We start from the raw sequence: 17,172 nt of genomic DNA, 5'->3' as shown, positions 1-17,172 counted from the left end.
TGGCTTGAAAAAGTAAAAAGCCCGCCGGGGAATCCTATTTTTTCGAAGCCGGCAATGAGGCCACTACCCGCTCCGGACGCGCGCTTTCGGCCGGCTCATTGCCGGCCCGCCCTGGCTTCACTTATTAAAGCTCACGTTGCCGTAACGCACTTTAATATTCACGTTGCCCGCATTACGGGCCGTGGTGGCGCCGAATGTTCCCTGGGTGTCGCTCGAGGTAGGGCTGGTTTCTTCCGAGGCCACTTTCACCAGGCGCTTATCTACCAGCAGCTGGCCATGCTCGGTGTTCACGTCGAAGCCAAAGGCAGCCTCGTCGGGAAAGTTGAGCAGAATAGTGCTGTAGCCACCGTCGAGGGTAATCTGCCGGAAGTTGGGGCCGGTGTTGCGCACCTCAAAGCTCGGGCTGTACTGCACCTTCATATCCAACGCGCTATTGAGCTTATCGACGCTGAAGCGCGAATAGCCCGAGGTGCCGCGCAGGTTCTGTACCGTGCCCAGGGCCACGTCGCCGTACTTGCTGTGCACGGTCAGGTCGCCCACCAGCCCGATATCAATGTCGGAGTAGTTACTGCGCAACTCCACGCTGCCACCTTCCGTCAGGCGCACTTTGGCGTAAGAAGCGTCGATGACCGCCCGGCGGGCGAACGGTACGGCAGCACGGGCGTTTGTTAGCTTGAGGCTGTTGCGCGGGCCTTCCAGGCGGGCCGTGCGCAGGCGTCCGTACTCCACGGCCAGTTCGGTCGCCCCGGTCAGGTCGGCAGTCAGGTTGATTTCGCCGAAGGCATTGTGCAGGGCCAGTGGGTTGTTGGCAGGCACCCACACGGTATAGTTCACCTCGTAGAGCTTTACCTGACTGCGGCACTCGCGGGGCAGTTCGCCGAAGCGCGAGCGGGCCGAAACACCGCCCGTTTTGGGGTCGCGGGCCAGCAACTCAACCTCAATCATAGCCTGCAGCTCCTGCGCTTTCGCATCGGTGTCGGCCCGGGTAATAATGGTCACATCGGTGCGGATTTCGGGGCGGTTCCACACATTTACCTCTACCCGGCCGTAGCGGGTATCGAGGGTGTACAGCTTGGTGGGGTTGGTGGGAAACGTACGACTGATTTTGCGCACCTTTTCCACGGCCGGCGTGGCAGCGCCATCAGCTTGCGCAGGGCCCTGGGCGCTGCTCATGCGGGGCGTAGCAGGCCCCGCCTGGCCGGGCAGGGGTGCGGCAGCCGGCTCGCAGAAGTGCGTATCAGCGGGGCCAGCCGGGGTTAGTACCTGGGCCTGGGTAATGCCCAGGCCCAGGCTCAATAGAGCCGCCAACGCCAGCCGGCGTTGGCTGGCCCAGTCGCTTTTCGTCCTAAACCAAAGCATCAATTAAGGCAGGCGGCGGCTATCGGCCACCATGTAGGGTTGGGTATGGTACTCGCGGATTTGCTCGCGGGTGCGCAGCTGCTGGCCCAGCAAATCGAGCCGAATCTGCATGTTGCGGTTCATGGCCTCCAGCACCATTTCGGGCTCGGGGTTGCGGTAGAGCTCGGTTTTGAGCTGCTGATAATCCTCGTCGAGGGCAACCAGTTCCTGCTGCCAATCGGCCTGCGGCGCGTTGGCCCCAAACTCCTCGTCAACCTCGCGCAACTCCTGCTGGCGCTCTACCAACTGAGCAGTGTAGTAGGTTTCCATGCGCTGCACGGCACCAGCCAGACGCTGCTCGGGACCAGCCGAAACGGAAGAGGCCAACTCGGGCACCGTGTAGGGCGGCAGCTCAGCCTGGGCTTCGCCCGGCAGCGCTACCGAGGCGCTTGTATGAGCCCAGGTGCTGCCCTGGGGCTGCTGCCAGGCCCAGGTGCCCAGTAGTAGCAGCGTAGCTACGGCGGCGGCAATACCATAAGGGCGGGCCGAGCGTACGGCGGCGGTAGCATCGGTTGCCAACGCAGCCGGGGCTGCCGATGGAAACAGGGGCAGCACCCGCGAAGGCGCTGGTTCAGCAGCCAGCTCGGGGGCGGCAGGAGCCGCGTCCAGGTTCTGGGCAATGGCTTCCCACAGGTCCGGGCGCGGCTCAAACGCGTCGAAATCGGCGCGATGGTGGTCCACGAAGGTTTCCAGTCCGGGGTTGATGATGTTCATGGCGAAGGTGGTATCGGAACCGGGCGGCTGGTCGGGCAGGGGGTGGGCCAGCGCCGCACGGTGTTGAATATGCTAGGAGTAAAAAGTGTGGGAGATGAGTAGAATGTGGGGAACAGAAAAAACGTGCAGTATGTGAGAAGTAAATCCACCTACGTAAAAATGGCCGAAGCTAAACCAGCCTACAGTGCCACTATCCTATCGGCGCTCGGCGCACCTGCCGCATTCTATCATCCCGCTACACTGTCGTTTGGTTATCAGAGGCCGTGCTGGCGGGCCAGTTCGAGAAGCTTCTTACGGGCCCGGCTGTATTGGGATTTGGAAGTTGATTCGCTGATGCTGAGAATACCGGCAATTTCGGCGTGGTCGTAGCCTTCAAGCAGGTACAGCGTGAGTACCACGCGGTAGCCGTCGGGCAACTCCTGTACGCAGCGGCGCACCACATCGGCCCGCCAGCTGGTTATTTCCGGTTCCGGGCCGTGGTCGGTATCTTCGGCGGCGGCGCCATCGTGCTGCTCGCCCAGCGGCACTAGGCTCAGGCGCCGGTTGCGCAGGCAGTTGATGCTTTTGTTGATGACGATGCGCTTGAGCCAGGAGCCGAACGACGAGTCGCCCTTGTAGCTGTGCAGCTCCCGAAACGCGCTCAGAAAGGCCTCCTGCAGCACATCCTCGGCCTCGGCATAGTCGCCGGTGATGCGCAGCGAGGCGTTGAACATGGCTTTGGAGTAGCGCTTATAGATTTCGGCCTGGGCGCGCCGGTCGCCTAAGCGGCACCGCTCGACCAGCGGCGCGTTGATGTCGGTGTAAGCAAAGGCTTCCATAGGGTGTGGCAGCAGTAGCGGAACAGAAAAGTGGGAAAAGTAAATATCCCACTTTTCGGGCGAACCGGCACGGGCCGGCGGGCAAGCAGCACAAAGACCAGCAGCCGGGCCGGTAGTTGCACCTGCGACCCAAGTAGGTTCGGGCGAAGCCGGAAGTAGTGAGGCGCTGCTTACCTTTCTGCTCTCTTAAGCTATTGCCATCCTATGAAGTTTTTTTTAGCCTCGCTAATTATAATTGCCTGCCTGAGCACCTGCCAGAAACAGGACGCCACGCCCACTCCAGTTCCCGCGCCAGCTCCCGTTATTGATTTTGGCCCCAACGGCGGCATCACCCAGCGCGATGCTATCGGCTACCCGCAGGGCGACCCAGATCCGACCGACTGGACGCTGGATGATTCCTGGAATCAGCAGGAACAGGATCTGTTTAAAGAGCTGGGATTTAACTTGAATACGATGGCAATTAGCGGGGTTAAAGCCTCCAGAGTATTTGCTTGGCCTAATCCGGTCGGGGTGGGCCAAGTGAGGGTAAACTTTGAGAGCAACAACCCCGTGGCGCTGAGCTTTGTTGTAGTGGATGCCAAATACCGAGCAGTTCTGCCTTTGCAAACCTCTCCGAATCTCAGTCCTTACCGGCAGTATTTGCTCGACGTAAGTGGCAGCACCTTCCAACAGGGCAAGCTTTATCGTCTCTATTACGTGCTGTATGATGGCAAAGTCCTTCATTATAAAGGCCACGGCGACATCAAAATCGGCCTTTAACCGTTCTCAGCAGAACGCCAAACGGCCCGCCCGGTAAAACCAAGCGGGCCGTTTGGGTAAGACCAAAGCAGCAGTTACACGTCGAACTTGATGCCCTGGGCCAGCGGCAGCGTGGTGCTGTAGTTGATGGTGTTGGTCTGGCGGCGCATGTACACCTTCCAGGCATCGGAGCCGGATTCGCGGCCGCCGCCGGTTTCTTTTTCGCCGCCGAACGCGCCCCCGATTTCGGCGCCGCTCGTGCCGATGTTCACGTTGGCAATGCCGCAGTCGGAGCCGCCCTGGCTGAGGAAGGTTTCGGCCTCCCGCATGTTGAGCGTGAAGATGCTTGACGACAGGCCCTGGCGCACGCCGTTCTGCAGCTCAATGGCGGCGGTTACGTCGCCGCTGTACTTAATCAGATACAGAATGGGCGCAAACGTTTCGTCCTGCACCGTGGCGTACTCGTTCTTCGCCTCCACGATGGCGGGCGTTACGTAGGTGCCGGTTTCGTAGCCTTCGCCTTCGAGCAGCTCGCCGCCGATGAGCAGCTTGCCACCCTCTTTCTGCACGGCAGCCAGCGCGTTTTGGAAGCCGTTCACCGAATCCTTGTCAATCAGCGGGCCAACCAGCGTGCCGTCCTTTAGCGGGTGACCGATGGGCAGGTTGGGGTAGATTTTGAGCAGCCGAGCCTTCACGTCGTCGTAAATCGAGTCGTGGATGATGAGGCGGCGCGTGCTGGTGCAGCGCTGCCCGCAGGTGCCCACGGCCCCGAACACGATGCCCGGCATGGCAATGCTCAGGTCGGCGTGCTCGGTGAGGATGATAGCGTTGTTGCCGCCCAGCTCCAGCAGCGACTTACCCAGGCGGGCGCCTACAGCCTCGCCTACTTTCTTGCCCATCCGGGTGCTGCCGGTGGCCGACACCAGCGGCACGCGCCCATCGGCCGCCATCTTGGCTCCAATTTCGGCATCACCGATAATCAGGTTGAAAATGCCCTCGGGCAGCTCGTTTTCTTCCAGCACGCTCTTGATGATGTGCTGAATGGCGACGCCCGTGAGCGGGGTTTTCTCGGAGGGCTTCCAGATGCAGGTGTCGCCGCAGACGGCGGCCAGCATGGCGTTCCAGCTCCAGACGGCCACCGGGAAGTTGAAGGCCGAAATGATACCCACCACGCCCAGCGGGTGGTACTGCTCGTACATGCGGTGGGCGGGGCGCTCCGAGTGCATGGTCAGGCCGTGCAACTGGCGCGAAAGGCCCACGGCGAAGTCGCAGATGTCAATCATTTCCTGCACTTCGCCCAGGCCTTCCTGCAGGATTTTGCCCATCTCGTAGCTCACCAGCTTGCCCAAATCGTCCTTGTGGTCGCGGAGCTTGTTGCCAATCTGGCGCACGATTTCGCCGCGCTTGGGCGCTGGCACCAGCCGCCAGGTTTTGAAGGCCTCCTGGGCCTTGGTTACCACCTGCTCGTAGTCCTCGGCCGTAGCCATGGCCACGGTGCCGATTACCTTACCGTCGGCGGGCGAGTGGATGGTGCGGGTGTTTTTATTGTCGGTGCCGCCCCACTGCAGGCCGGTGCTCCAGGCGGCGTTGTGGGCCTGTACGCCCAGCTCGCGCAGTACCTGCCGAATGCCGTGGTGGTCGTGGTCCTGAACGTCGGTGCCGGTGGCAATGGCTTCTTCGAGTGCTTGCTTCATGGGGTGCAGAATATGGGTGGGGTTAGGATTAGGATAGAGCCGGGCAGCCGCAGCCGCCTCTTACAAAGCTAACAATTTAGATTAGGGGCTTTTTACCAGCCCGCCTGCCCGGCCTCCCCCAACCGCTCCGCCACAAAGGCCGCCAGCAGCCCGTAGGCCGGGGGCGAGCTACTACGCAAAGCCTTTAGCAACCCAACTATTTCCGGCTGCTCCTCGGCTTGAATACGCTTGGTGAACCCCAGAAAATCAGGCAGCAACTCGGGCAACCGGTGCGTCGTTGGGCTGAGCCCGGCCGCCTGCACGTTACCGTAAATCCAGCCGTCGCAGGCCGGGTCGAGCACGATGAGGTATTGGCTGGCTAGGTCGCGGTGCCTGTATACCACGAACAGGCAGCCCGGCTCCTCGCACTGTAGCACTACTTGGTCGAAGGGCTGGAGCTTGGGGATGGAAAACAGGTGCTTGTCGTTGTCTACCATCGCAATTACCAGCCGTGAGGTACCGTAACGCTCGGCCTGCTGGTGCAGCGCATCGCCCACTTTGGGCGCGCCTTTGATGTGGGTAATCAGCTTCTGTCGGTCGTAGAGCAACGTCCGCATCAGGGCCGTATCTACGTGGCATTCGGGCAAAAACAGAATAGAATCAGGCATACGAATTACTGCCAGGCGTAAAGCGGCTCAGATTATAAAACACGTCGATGCTGTCGTTTCTAATTTCCCGGACTTCTTCGTCACTGAGCTGCTTTACTTTCGTTTGATAATCTTCATAATACGCCAGGAAAATAGCTAGTTCTGCCTCCTGCCCTTCCTCCGGCAGCAGCTGTTCCATAATTTCCGTCACTAAATACGGACTGTGGGTAGCAATAAAAAATTGGTTGTTTTTGCTCTCGGCAATCTTGCGTCCCAGCATAGAAGTGTACACCGGAAACGTATGCGCCTCAGGCTCTTCGAACAGCAATACGGAGTCGTCATTGGATTCGATGGCAGCTAGGTAGAAAATAATTCGTTGAAGTGTGTCAGCTATGAGTGAATACGGTATTGTGGTAATAAATCCATCTTCGTTTTTTTGAACCTCAAACACACCATCAGCTACACGCATTGCAAAGTTCAAACCGTAGGGCTTAAACATAGCTCCAATTTCCTTTCTTAACCCAATTCCGTTGTGTTGCAATACATCTACCATATTTGATCCTAGCGGAGGTTTTAAGAAATTATTTTTATAACTCTTGCCATAAGCAATATCCTTCTCAAATTTATACTTCCGCACCAAAGGAATACTTTCTTCTATTGAGACTTCATCTCCATTCTTTTTACCATTACTAAAATAATAATCATAACTCACTATTTGATCTTTGTATTTATGCATAAATTTTCTTTCTTCCAAACTATCTTCGCCGGCAAATTCCTCTATATTTTCCCTATAATTAATTATTTTCTCCATAATTTCATTCTCTTTGCTAATACTATCGTTTGCAAAACATACATATACACCGTCATATTCTTTAGGGTTTGACACGGTAGCGAATCCTATATTAGATTGAACCCGTAAATCATCATTCCAATTATTGTCATAAAACATATTTCGAATATTCTCATAACGAATCTGCCCTTCCATAAACTTATCGTCTTCCTTATCAAAGAACATTCCTCCCAACAAGCTCATAGCCTCCAGAATATTCGATTTCCCTACATTGGGCATCCCGATAATCAGGTTGACCCGACGCGGGTTTATCGTCACATCTTTAATGGACTTGAAATTCTGAATGCGCAGGGTGTTGATGGCGTTTTCCATAGGGCGGACGGCTAGTACTCAAAGGTAATAAGTTCGGGCTGATGCGATGAGCAGCAAAAAGCCTCCGTTACGCTCGTAACGGAGGCTTTTTGCTGCGGTTGTTTACTCAGGGAGTCCGTCTACTGGCCCTGCCCGATAGGGTAGTAAGCCTTGCGGCCGTCGGGGTACACGCCTTCGACCAGCGCACCATCCGTTTCTTTGGCGGCTTCGAGCAGGCGCTGTACATCCTGGGGCTTCTCCACGCGGTTTTTGTCGATGCGGGTGATGATGAAGCCGTCGGCAATGCCGGTTTCGCGGAAGTTCGACTCGCGGATGCCGCTGATTTTAGCGCCGCCCTCAATACCTAACTTGCCCTGCTCCTGGCGCGTCACCGGGCTCAGGCTGGCCCCTTCGTACTTAATAGTCGTGGCGGCCGTTTCCCGAACCACATCGGTGGTGCCGGTGGCGTTGCGCAACGTGGCCGTAGCCGTGCGGTCGTTGCCCTCGCGCAGGTAGGCCACCTTAATTTTGTCGCCGGGGCGGAAGCGGGCCACCTGCTCCTGGAGCTGCGAGGCCGTGTTTACTTTCGCGCCGTTGATGGACGTAATCACGTCACCTTCCTTGAGGCCGGCTTCGGCGGCACTGCTGCCTTTACCGGCGCCTATCACGTACACTCCGCTCAGGGTTTTCAGCTTCTTTTCGGCGGCCAGCGTGGCATCAATCTCCCGAATCTGCACGCCCAGCAGGGCGCGCTGCACCACCTTATACTTCAGCAGGTCGTCAATCACCTTGCTCACAATTGAGCTGGGCACGGCAAACGAGTAGCCCACGAACGAGCCGGTTTGCGAAGCAATGGCCGAATTTATACCAATCAGGTCGCCGCTGAGATTAACCAACGCGCCGCCCGAGTTACCGGGGTTCACCACGGCGTCGGTCTGCAGAAACGACTCGATGCCCATGCCGTCTTCGCGGCGCAGGATGTTAATGTTGCGGCCTTTCGCCGAAATGATGCCGGCCGTTACGGTCGAGTTCAGGTTGAACGGGTTACCCACGGCCAGTACCCACTCGCCTACCTTTACATCATCGGAGTTGCCGTAGCGGATGAAGGGCAGGTTGTCGGCCTTCACCTTGAGCAGGGCGAGGTCGGTGTTGGGGTCTTTGCCCACCAGCTCGGCCTCGAACTTGCGCTTATCATCCATCACCACCTCAATTTTGCTGGCTTTGTCGATAACGTGGTTGTTGGTGACGATGTAACCGTTGGCGGCAATGATAACGCCCGAGCCCGACCCCTGCTGGGGCTGCTGCTGACGGCCCCGACCACGGTACTGGTCGAAATCGTCGCCGAAGAACTGGCGCAGGAACGGGTCCATGCGCATGGCGGCATCGTTCTGGCCAGCCTGGGGCGAGTACTCCGTCATCACGTGCACCACGGCCGGCGTTACGGTGGCGGCGGCGGCCGTAAAGTTCAGACCGTCGGGGATAGAGTAGGTGCTGCTTTTGAGGGCGCTGGTGTAGCGCATGTTGGGGTCGGCGGCCAGGGCTTGGGGCGAGTTGTCGCGCTCGGGTTCGAGCAGCTTGTAACCGCCCACGGCCACGCCTCCGCCCAGAATGGCGGAGCCCAGCAGGCCGAGCATCATTTGTTTTGCTTGCATGGGTAAGGAAACTTAAGGGTAAATAGCGAAAGTTGAATTTACAATGAAAAAGGCAGACAAGCCATCAAGTGGCCCGCTTGCTCCTTCTCCCGGTGCCTTTCTAACGTCAGATGCCTAGCTAATGGTGTCCGGTTGCACGGGCGTTCAAGGAATAAAACAGCCCGTTGGTAGATTGTTTTAGACGAGCGGTGCACGTTGAACGTGTCAGGAGCTTATCCAGGAAGCTGTTGGGGTTAACAGAAAACGATGTAGCAGCGTTGAAAAGCAGCCTCAACAACTTCCAGGTAAAAAGGGCGCCCAACCGGAGCGCCCTTTTTGCGAAACAACTAGCGTACCTCGATCTGCCATTTGCTCACCTTCCGGCTGTCGAAGGGTAGCACAAGATGGAGGATGCCATTGGTCAGTTCGGCGGCTATGGCCGTTACATCCACGGTATCGGGCAGGCGGAAGGTGCGCGCGAACTTGCCGTAGCCCGACTCGACACGGCGGAACTTCGGAGCATTTTCGGCGGCTTCCGGGGCTTTCCGCTCGCCACTGACAGTTAGGCGACCTTCCTGAAAGTCGATTTTCACGTCTTCTTTGGCCACGCCGGGCAGCACAAGCTGCAGCTGGAAGCCCTCGGGACCCTCCAGCACGTCGGCGGCGGGGTTGAACGAATCGGCCGGTTGGCTTTGGGCCGGCAGCGTATCGCGCAGCATCTCGTTGAGTGCCGAACTGAAGGAATTACGGGCCGGACGGTTGTTATACAGCAGCGTTGCCATAGTAGTAAGAAAAATAAAGTTAGGGTTGAACAGCCGATTAGCTAACCGGCGACACCCCTGTTCTCTAAATTCCGTACCAATGGTCAGCTGATGCCATATTGACATTAACTGTTCAACAGAATCAGCTATCTTCTTTTATAAATGCTTCAAATAGCTATAAAAGACAATTATTGAGTGTCAACATGACACCATATCCACTTAGTGCTGGGTGGGCAAGGGCTGCCGGTCGGCGTCGAGGGCGTGGCGGCCCAGCGTTACGCGCACATCGAGGCCGACGGTGGGCGTCAGCAGGTTGACCTTGCCGCCCGATACGGGGTTGCCGTTTTTATCAAACTGAACCAGCGCGTTGATATACCGGGTTTGCGAGGCCACCCAGGGCGTAAGGTCGAAGCGCGGCGACAGGCGCACGCCCACTTCGCCCCGCAGGTTCCCAAAATCCACGAACCGCTCTTTCAACTGGTCTTCATCGCGCTGAAAGCGCAGGTAGGCCAGCGCCTCGTAGGCCACGCGGGGCCGCAGCTTCACGGTAGCGCCCACGGTAAACTCGTGGTCGAGGCCCAGGCGCAGGCGGGCATGGGCGCGGCTTTGGGAGTCGAGCGTGTTGCCGGTCTGGATGCCGTACTCCACACCCAGGCGCTGGGAGAAATTCAGCGGGCCCAATGGAGCGCGGTGCCGCAGCAAAACGCCGGGAATAATATTACCCGGCAACCCCAGGTAGTCTCCGTCACCGTACCGACTATTTCCGTCGGGCACCGCGCGCAGAGTGGCGCCCCAGCTCCAGTTCGGTTTCCAGAAGTGCTCATAGCCCAGCCGCAGCTGGCCCGAATACACGTCGAGTCCCCCGCTATACTCCTGGCTGATGAGGGAAATGCCCACAAAAACGTAGTCGTTGCCATTGAGCGGCAGCTCCGCCTGCACTTCAGGAAGTACCGCCCAGTTGCCGGTATAGCGGCTCTGAGCGGCGGCGGGCTTAGCGGCCAGCGCCAGCAGGAGTGTGCCGACAGTGGCAGAAAGCAGAGGAAGACGCATAAAGAAGAAGCAAGTACCTGAAGAGCCGAAGCCGGCCCCTCAACATTACTGGAAAAAGCCGAAATACCGTCAGCCCGCGGAAGCCGTACCTGACTACTTTTCCGCCAGTTCGCGCAATGTCAGCCAGGCCATCAGGCCAGGGCCTACTTCCAGCGCGTGCGGGTCGACATCGAAGGTGGGCGTATGGACCGAGGCAGTAAGGCGGCCGCTGCCGTCGGCGGCGGCGGTGCCGAGGCGGTAGAAGCAGGCGCTGGCGGCCTGACTGAAGTAGGCGAAATCTTCAGCGGCCATCCATTGGTCGAGCTCCACCACGTTGTCGGCACCCAGATACTCGATGGCCGCCTGCTCGGTGCGGGCCGTGAGGGCGGGCTCGTTTTCGAGGTAGGGGTAGCCACGGCGGATTTCCAGCTCGCAGCTTGCGCCCATGCTTTCGGCCAAGCCTTCGCAGAGGCGGCGCAGGTGCTGGTGGGCCTCGTTGCGCCACTCCTCGTTCAGCGTCCGGAACGTGCCCTCCAGATACACCTCGTTGGGAATGACGTTGGTGGCGCCCTGGGCAATGACTTTGCCGAACGACAGCACGGAGGGCATCTTGGGGTTGGCGCGGCGGCTCACAATCTGCTGGGCGGCCACAATGATGTGGGCGGCTACCAGCACCGGGTCCACGTTCTGCTCGGGCATGGCACCGTGGCCGCCCTTACCGCGCACAGTCAGGTACAGCTCGTCGGTGCTGGCCATGTAGCGGCCGGCGCGCAGGCCTACTTTGCCGGCTGGCAGCATCGGAAATACGTGCTGACCCAGCACGCTGTTTGGTTTCGGGTTCTCAAGTACGCCCTCGGCAATCATCAGCGAAGCCCCACCAGGCAGTCGCTCCTCACCTGGCTGAAACATCAGCTTCACACTGCCCTCAAACTCGTCTTTCAGAGATACTAGAATACGGGCCGCGCCCAGCAGCGAGGCCGTATGTACGTCGTGGCCGCAGGCGTGCATCACGCCCGGGTTTTGCGACTTGTAGGGCACCTCGTTCTGCTCCGTAATGGGCAGCGCGTCCATATCGGCCCGTAACGCCACGGTGCGGGCACCGGGGTTGCGCCCCTCAATAACAGCTACCAGTCCGGTGCCGGCAATCGGTTGGGCCGGCAGCCCCAGCTTCTGCAGCTCGCCGGTTACGAAAGCCACTGTTTTGTGCTCCTCAAACGAGAGTTCGGGGTGCGCGTGCAGGTGCTGGCGCAGGGCTACAGTATCGGCCGCGGCTTCGGCTGCCAGCTGCTTTACGCGGGAGAGAAGGTGGTTCATAGGTTTGGGGCTGTTAGCCGATGGCACAATGTAGGGGCGGGGCTTGCCCCCGCCCGCCATCTGCACTGTTTCAACGATTCTGTTTACACTACGCTGTCCCGCTACTCAACGGAGCTGCTGGGACTCCTGGCGGTTCCGGTCAATGGCGGGCGGGGGCAAGCCCTGCCCCTACATCGTTCCGCTGCTCAATTTCAGTATCCCGTCTTATTGATAATCACCTGCATGGACTCCAGCTCGGCGCGCGGGGCCAGGGGGCGGATGCGCAACAGGGCCTGGGCGGCTTCGAGGCGCGTGAGGTAGTCGCCGACCTGCAGGCGGAAGACGGGGTTCTTGTAGGTGAGGTAATCGGTTTCTTCGGGGTAGCGGCTGATAATGGCCCGGCGTACGCTCATGGCCTTATCTTTTTCCAACCCCACATAGGCCAGAATCCGGTAGCCCTGGGCGTACTTCACGTTGCGGTTGGTGTAGGCCAAATCGCGCAGGCGCTGCTCTATCTGGGCATTTACCTGATTGGTGGGCGGCACGGGGCGGGCGCTGGGGGCTGGCACCGCAACGGCAGGTTTGGGCGCCGGAAACACCGGCCGAAACCGGCTCAGGTCTTCGGTCGGTAGCGGGGCCGCGCGGCGGGTAGTAGTATCGGGGGCCGGAGCGCTGGGGCCCGAGGCAGCGCAGGCACCCAACGACAGCAGGCCACAAAGCAGCAGCACGTTACGAGGTAGCGTGAGAGTCGTTGTTGGAGTCATAAGCAGCAGGTACAGTAGCGGGTTGGGCCAGCAAAGCTACGCCATCGGAGGCACCCAGGCGGTCGGCGCCGGCTGCCACGAGGGCCAGGGCGGCTTCGCGGGTACGGATGCCACCAGAGGCTTTCAGGCGGATATGGGTCGGCAGCGAAGCGCGCATCAGCTCGATGTCGGCCACCGAGGCGCCGCGGCTGGCAAAGCCGGTGCTGGTTTTCACGAAGTTGGCCCCGGCTTCGACGCACAGTCGGCAGGCCGTTACCATTTCGTCTTCCGTGAGCAAAGCCGTTTCGATTATCACTTTCAGCAATGCCCCGCGCATGCGGCACAGTTCGGCCAGCTGCCCGATTTCGTCCTCCACTTCGGCGTGCCGACCAGCCTTCAGCGCCCCGATATTCAGTACCATATCCAGCTCGGTAGCCCCGTCGTTGAGGGCCAGATGTCCTTCAAAAAACTTCACCTTGGCCAGCGAGTAACCCAGCGGAAACCCGATAACCGTGCACACGGCCACGCCCGACTCCTGCAGTGCTTCGGCAGCCTGACGCACATAGCAGGGCGGCACGCACACACTGGCAAAGTGGTGGGCTGCTGCTTCGGCGCAAAGCCGCGCAATCTGCTCCGGGGTGGCGTCGGGCTTCAGCAGGGTGTGGTCGATGTAGGGCGCAAGGTTCATATGGCAGGGATTTGTAGGACTGCTAAACGTAGGCTCCGAAACGAGATAGGCGAACAAAAACCTGCTGTCATCCTGAGCGCAGCGAAGGACCTTACTACGCTTGCCCGGTCGTAACGACGACTCGTGTCTACGTGATAAGGTCCTTCGTTGCGCTCAGGATGACAGCAGTCTTCTGATTTCCTGATTAGTCAATCAGTACGGCACGGTCATTCAGCAGGTCGTCTTCCACCTGTTTGAACTTCACATCGCGCAGAATGCGGCCGTCCATGTACTGCACGCTCACTTTATCGTTGCGGTTGGCCACTTTCTGCGACCGGACGGGCTGCTGCTTTTCCAGCAACTGCGGCATGGCGCCGTCCTGCTCCAGATCTTCGGGACCCGCACCGAGCGACACAGTGGAGGTTTCCTTCTCCATCGTGAGCTTGGGCTGGGGCGGGGCTACGGGCAGCTCGTCCTCGGTGAAGTACTCGAACTCGTCCTCGCCATCCTGGCCGGCCTGCATCGGCACATCAGCACGGAACAGGAACTGGATAGTGTCCTCGTTCACCTTGCTGATCATCAGCTTGAACAGCTCGAACGACTCGAATTTGTACACCAAAAGCGGGTCTTTCTGCTCGTACACGGCATTCTGCACCACCTGCTTCAGGTCGTCCATGGCGCGCAGGTGCTTGGTCCAGGCTTCGTCGATAACCGACAGCACCACGACCTTTTCCATTCCCCGGATTACCTCCTGGCCCTGGCTGGCCTGGGCGCGGCGCAGGTTGGCCACGGCCTGAATCTGCTTGCGGCCGTCGGTGAACGGCACGGCAATGTTTTCGTAGGGCGCGTTCTGGCTCAGCAAATCGTTGATGAGCGGCATGGCGTTGCTGCCGATAAACTCGTTCTTGCTGTGGTAATAGCCCAAGGCCTCGTCGTAGAGGAGCTGGGTGAGCTGGCCGGCCGTCATGCCTGTCAGCTGCTGGGCCGTCAGGTGGGTGTCGTAGCCGAAGATGCGGATGATGGCCAGTTGGAAGTCGTTGAAGTCGTTGCTGCCCTTATGGCCCACCACGATGTCTTCGCAGACGTCGTAAATCATGTTCCAGATGTCGAGCTCCAGCCGTTCGCCGTGCAGGGCGTTGCGGCGGCGCTTGTACACTACCTCACGCTGGGCGTTCATCACGTCGTCGTACTCGAGCAGACGCTTACGAATGCCGAAGTTGTTCTCCTCCACTTTCTTCTGGGCCCGCTCAATGGAGCTGGTAATCATCGAGTGCTGAATCACTTCGCCCTCTTCCAGACCCATGCGGTCCATGAGTTTGGCAATGCGGTCGGAGCCGAACAGGCGCATCAGGTTGTCTTCCAGGCTCACGAAGAACTGGCTGGAACCCGGGTCGCCCTGGCGGCCGGCGCGGCCCCGCAGCTGCCTATCAACGCGGCGGCTTTCGTGGCGCTCGGTGCCGATAATGGCTAGGCCGCCCGATTCCTTGCTGGTTTCGCGCAACTTGATGTCGGTGCCGCGGCCGGCCATGTTGGTGGCAATAGTGACGGTGCCCGGGAAACCCGCGCCGGCCACAATTTCGGCCTCGCGCTGGTTCTGCTTGGCGTTGAGTACCTGGTGGGCAATGCCCTTGAACTTGAGCATGCGGCTCACGAGCTCCGAAATTTCGACGCTCGTGGTACCGACCAGCACCGGCCGGCCGGCCTGCACCAGCTCCTGGATTTCGTCGGCCACGGCGTTGTACTTCTCGCGCACCGTTTTGTACACCTTATCGTGCTCGTCTTTGCGGGCAATGCCGCGGTTGGTGGGTATCACCACCACATCGAGCTTGTAGATTTCCCAGAACTCGCCGGCCTCGGTTTCGGCCGTACCCGTCATGCCGCCCAGCTTGTGGTACATGCGGAAGAAGTTCTGCAACGTCACCGTGGCGTAAGTCTGGGTCAGTTCCTCGACGCGCACGTTTTCCTTGGCCTCCAGGGCCTGGTGCAGGCCGTCGGAGTAGCGGCGGCCTTCCATTACGCGGCCGGTCTGCTCATCCACAATCTTCACTTTGCCATCCTCGGTGAGGATGTACTGGTCGTCGCGCTCGAACAGCGTGTAGGCCTTCAGCAACTGGCTGATAGTGTGCACCCGCTCCGACTGCTGCTGGAAGTTGTCCATCAGCTGCTCTTTGGCGTGCAGCTTTTCCTCCCCGTTCAGAGCGGCATTCTTCTCGATGTCGGCTATTTCGGAGCCTATGTCGGGCATAATGAACAGGCGCGGGTCTTCGCCCTCGCCGGTAATCAGGTCGAGGCCCTTTTCGGTCAACTCAATCTGGTTGTTCTTCTCGTCGATGGTGAAGTACAGCGGCTGGTCGGCCTGGGGCATCTGGCGCGAGTTGTCCTGCATGTAGAAGTTCTCCACCTTCTGCAGCGCGGCCCGCATGCCCGTTTCGCTCAAAAACTTAATCAGCGGCTTGCTTTTGGGCAGGCCGCGGTAGGCCCGGAACAGCGCCAGGCCGCCTTCTCCCTCCTTTGGGCCCACGTTGTTCTCTTTGATAAGCTTGCGGGCCTCCACGAGGTAGTTCTGCACCAGTTTTTTCTGGGCTTCCACTACTTTCTGAATCCGGGGCTTGAGCTGGTGGAACTCGTGTACGTCGCCGCGCGGAATGGGGCCGGAGATGATGAGTGGGGTCCGGGCGTCGTCAATCAGCACCGAGTCCACTTCGTCAATCATGGCGTAGTGGTGCTTGCGCTGCACCAGCTCCTGCGGGTCGCGGGCCATGTTGTCGCGCAGGTAGTCGAAGCCAAACTCGTTGTTGGTGCCGTAGGTGATGTCGGCCAGGTAGGCTTTGCGGCGGGCGTCGGTGTTGGGCTGGTGCTTGTCGATGCAGTCCACGGTAATGCCGTGAAACTCGAACAGCGGCGCATTCCACTCCGAGTCGCGCTTGGCTAGGTAGTCGTTCACCGTTACTAGGTGCACGCCACGCTTAGCCAGCGCATTTAGGAACGAGGGCAGCGTCGAAACCAGCGTTTTACCCTCACCAGTGGCCATTTCCGAAATCTTGCCCTGGTGCAGTACCACGCCGCCAATCAGCTGCACATCGTAGTGCACCATGTCCCAGGTAACTTCGGCGCCGGCGGCCAGCCACGTATTGCTCCAGATGGCCTTATCGCCCTCGATCGTGACGTTGGGCTTGCGGCTGGCGTACTCACGGTCGTACTCGGTGGCCGTTACCACAAGCTGCTTGTTTTCGGCGTAGCGGCGGGCGGTTTCCTTAGTAATAGCAAACGACAGGGGCAGCACTTCCATGAGCACCACTTCCAGCTCCTTGTTACGCTGCTTTTCCAGCACGTCAATCTGATCGAACAGATCCTCTTTCTGCAGAGCGTCGAGGCCCTCGACGTTCACGCGCTCATGCAAGGCAGTCAGCTGGTCGTCGGTCGTTTTAAGGTGCGCATTGATACGGGCGCGAACCTCGTCGGTGCGGGCACGGAGCTCATCGTCGCTGATAGGTGCCAGTTTGGCATATTCGGCGTTAATGAGCGCCACATACGGGACAATCTCCTTCAAGTCCTTATCGGCCTTGGACCCGAATAATTTGGCGACGGTCTTCCCTAAAAAATCAAGCATGTTTCGGTTACCTTAATTGAAACGCCGGGGCGCAGTTCAAATTTACGGCGTTTTTCGGGAATCACCCGGCTCTTTTCAAGCCACCGCGCCGCTCCTGTTCCGAAACGACAAGCGGCCCATCCTCAAAGATTGTGCGCATTCGGTTCGGCCGGCCGGCTTGTCAGGGTGGTTAGCTGTTAAGCCAAAAACGTCATCCTGAACGAAGCGCAGGACCTTGCCACCTCCGAACGGCCATACTAACGGCTCGTTTCGGTGCGATAAGGTCCTGCGCTTCGTTCAGGATGACGTTTTTGGCTTAACAGCTAACGA

14 protein-coding genes are annotated in these 17,172 nt (G+C 59.1%); 1 reads left to right on the top strand and 13 read right to left on the bottom strand.

Annotated elements, in window-relative coordinates:
- Positions 1-117: 117 nt before the first annotated feature.
- The 3 genes from BLW21_RS14795 to BLW21_RS14785 all read right to left on the bottom strand — a co-directional run bounded on the left by BLW21_RS14795 (position 118) and on the right by BLW21_RS14785 (position 2,930).
- A complete protein-coding gene (locus tag BLW21_RS14795) occupies positions 118-1,359 on the bottom strand; it encodes a DUF4097 domain-containing protein (RefSeq protein WP_139255228.1) in 1,242 nt (413 codons plus the stop codon).
- Positions 1,360-1,362: 3 nt separating this feature from the next.
- Positions 1,363-2,112 (bottom strand): hypothetical protein, encoded by a 750-nt coding sequence (locus tag BLW21_RS14790; RefSeq protein WP_092741391.1) that lies wholly within the window; start codon positions 2,110-2,112, stop codon positions 1,363-1,365.
- A 254-nt stretch (positions 2,113-2,366) separates the two neighbouring features.
- Complete coding sequence (locus BLW21_RS14785; RefSeq protein WP_092741389.1) at positions 2,367-2,930, bottom strand: RNA polymerase sigma factor; 564 nt, start codon at positions 2,928-2,930, stop codon at positions 2,367-2,369.
- A gap of 204 nt (positions 2,931-3,134) precedes the next feature.
- Here BLW21_RS14785 and BLW21_RS14780 point away from each other — a divergent pair, with 204 nt between their 5' ends.
- Positions 3,135-3,689, top strand: a complete 555-nt coding sequence (locus tag BLW21_RS14780) for a hypothetical protein (protein ID WP_092741387.1) — start codon at positions 3,135-3,137, stop codon at positions 3,687-3,689.
- A gap of 74 nt (positions 3,690-3,763) precedes the next feature.
- Here the strand turns inward: BLW21_RS14780 and amaB are convergent, their stop codons facing one another.
- From amaB to secA, 10 genes are all read right to left on the bottom strand, one after another.
- Complete coding sequence (amaB, locus tag BLW21_RS14775) at positions 3,764-5,362, bottom strand: L-piperidine-6-carboxylate dehydrogenase (protein ID WP_245711908.1); 1,599 nt, start codon at positions 5,360-5,362, stop codon at positions 3,764-3,766.
- 92 nt (positions 5,363-5,454) lie between these two features.
- Positions 5,455-6,009 carry a hypothetical protein gene (locus BLW21_RS14770; RefSeq protein WP_092741385.1) on the bottom strand — a complete coding sequence of 185 codons (555 nt, stop codon included), beginning with the start codon at positions 6,007-6,009 and terminating at the stop codon, positions 5,455-5,457.
- A complete protein-coding gene (locus tag BLW21_RS14765; protein WP_092741383.1) occupies positions 6,002-7,150 on the bottom strand; it encodes an AAA family ATPase in 1,149 nt (382 codons plus the stop codon). The genes BLW21_RS14770 and BLW21_RS14765 overlap by 8 nt, the downstream gene beginning before the upstream one ends.
- A 119-nt stretch (positions 7,151-7,269) precedes the next feature.
- Positions 7,270-8,781: a Do family serine endopeptidase gene (locus tag BLW21_RS14760; protein WP_245711907.1), complete on the bottom strand. Its 1,512-nt coding sequence runs from the start codon at positions 8,779-8,781 to the stop codon at positions 7,270-7,272.
- Between the two features lie 326 nt (positions 8,782-9,107).
- Entirely contained in the window at positions 9,108-9,542 is a 435-nt protein-coding gene (locus tag BLW21_RS14755; protein WP_175470985.1) for an Hsp20/alpha crystallin family protein, read from the bottom strand.
- Between the two features lie 198 nt (positions 9,543-9,740).
- Positions 9,741-10,571 (bottom strand): hypothetical protein, encoded by an 831-nt coding sequence (locus tag BLW21_RS14750; protein ID WP_092741379.1) that lies wholly within the window; start codon positions 10,569-10,571, stop codon positions 9,741-9,743.
- 93 nt (positions 10,572-10,664) lie between these two features.
- Positions 10,665-11,864, bottom strand: a complete 1,200-nt coding sequence (locus BLW21_RS14745; RefSeq protein ID WP_092741483.1) for a M20 metallopeptidase family protein — start codon at positions 11,862-11,864, stop codon at positions 10,665-10,667.
- Positions 11,865-12,055: 191 nt separating this feature from the next.
- Positions 12,056-12,607 (bottom strand): hypothetical protein, encoded by a 552-nt coding sequence (locus tag BLW21_RS14740; RefSeq protein ID WP_092741377.1) that lies wholly within the window; start codon positions 12,605-12,607, stop codon positions 12,056-12,058.
- Positions 12,573-13,274 carry a deoxyribose-phosphate aldolase gene (deoC, locus tag BLW21_RS14735; protein WP_092741375.1) on the bottom strand — a complete coding sequence of 234 codons (702 nt, stop codon included), beginning with the start codon at positions 13,272-13,274 and terminating at the stop codon, positions 12,573-12,575. Before deoC ends, BLW21_RS14740 begins: the two co-directional genes overlap by 35 nt.
- A 184-nt stretch (positions 13,275-13,458) precedes the next feature.
- A complete protein-coding gene (gene secA, locus BLW21_RS14730; protein WP_092741373.1) occupies positions 13,459-16,863 on the bottom strand; it encodes a preprotein translocase subunit SecA in 3,405 nt (1,134 codons plus the stop codon).
- Positions 16,864-17,172: the final 309 nt, after the last annotated feature.

Source organism: Hymenobacter psychrophilus (genome assembly GCF_900107135.1).
Classification (GTDB): Bacteria; Bacteroidota; Bacteroidia; order Cytophagales; family Hymenobacteraceae; genus Hymenobacter; species Hymenobacter psychrophilus.
Note: the sequence above shows the minus strand (reverse complement) of the source record. Positions and strands in the feature narration are given on the sequence as shown.